Origin of the sequence: Yoonia sp. (assembly GCF_036770585.1) — a bacterium.
GTDB lineage: Bacteria > Pseudomonadota > Alphaproteobacteria > Rhodobacterales > Rhodobacteraceae > Yoonia.
The window spans coordinates 1-1326 of the sequence record NZ_DAIPIW010000084.1 but is presented as its reverse complement, the minus strand read 5'-3'; the positions used below and the strand labels follow the sequence as shown (position 1 = coordinate 1326).

Genomic DNA, 1326 nt, shown 5'->3' with positions numbered 1-1326 from the left:
GCGGTTCGATCTTGCCGTCTACTACGGGCGGATCGCCTTTCCCTATATCCTGTTCATTTCGCTCTCGGCACTGCTGTCGGGGGTCCTGAACGCGACGGGGCGTTTCACGGCAGCCGCCGCTGCGCCTGTCTTGCTGAACGTGATCTTCATTCTGGCCCTGCTCGGGGCGGCGCATTACTTCGATTTTGCACCCCAAGAGGGGCAAGAGACCCTCGGCACCGTCCTTGCCTATGCGGTGCCCATTGCAGGCATTGCGCAACTGCTGACCGTCTGGCTGGCTGCCAGACGCGCGGGTTTCGGGCTGCGCTTTGGCTGGCCAAAGCTGACGCCAGAGCTGCGCAGGCTTGCGGTCATCGCAGCCCCCGCTGCTCTTGCGGGCGGTGTGGTGCAGATCAACCTGCTGGTCGGGCGGCAGGTCGCCAGTTTCTTTGATGGCGCTGTCGCATGGCTGTCCTATGCGGACCGGCTCTACCAGCTTCCGCTTGGCGTTGTCGGGATCGCCATCGGCATCGTGCTTCTGCCGGAACTTTCGCGGCGTCTGCAGGCAGGTGACGCTCTGGGCGGCAGACAGGCCTTCAACCGCGCCTCCGAGATCAGCCTTGCCCTGACCATCCCTGCCGCCGTTGCGCTGGCGGTGATCCCGCTGCCACTGGTCCGTGTGTTGTTCGAGCGCGGGGCCTTCACCGGCGAAGACACGGCGGCGACGGCGCTGGCGGTCGGGATCTACGGCCTTGGCCTGCCGGCCTTCGTGCTGCAAAAGACGCTGCAACCGCTGTTCTTCGCGCGCGAGGACACCAAGCGGCCTTTCTATTACGCGGTGGCCGCGATGGTGCTGAATGCGGCGCTGGCCGTCGGGCTGTCGCCGCTGATCGGATTTTCGGCGGCGGCGATCGGGACGACCCTGACCGGCTGGGCCATGGTTGTGCTGTTGATGCGGGGGGCACGCCGCATGGGCGATGCCGCCGCCTTCGACACCCGCTTCAAGGACCGTCTGTGGCGCATTGTCGTTGCGGCCCTTGCCATGGGGGCGGTGCTCTGGGGCGCGGCGACCGTGATGGACCCGCTCTTCGCGGCAGGTGCGGCGCGCTATCTCGCGCTTGTCGCGCTCGTGCTGATCGGGATGGTCAGCTACTTCGGCATCGGCCAGATGATCGGCGCGTTCCGGCTATCGGAATTTCGGCGAAGCCTGCGGCGCTAGGATCGTTCCCGCAAACGCGCAACCAGCGTCTTCCACCCGCCCGGGACAAGGACCGTGGCCAGCAGGAACCCCGCGGCAAAGCCCGCGATCTCGGCGACCCAAAGCCGGTCGCTGCCGAAAAGCAGGCC

1 protein-coding gene is annotated in these 1326 nt (G+C 66.5%); it reads left to right on the top strand.

Annotation, left to right across the window (positions count from 1 at the left end):
* On the top strand, positions 1-1198 hold a 1198-nt coding region (gene murJ, locus V7N12_RS12285; RefSeq protein WP_333714890.1), incomplete at its 5' end, for a murein biosynthesis integral membrane protein MurJ.
* Positions 1199-1326: the final 128 nt, after the last annotated feature.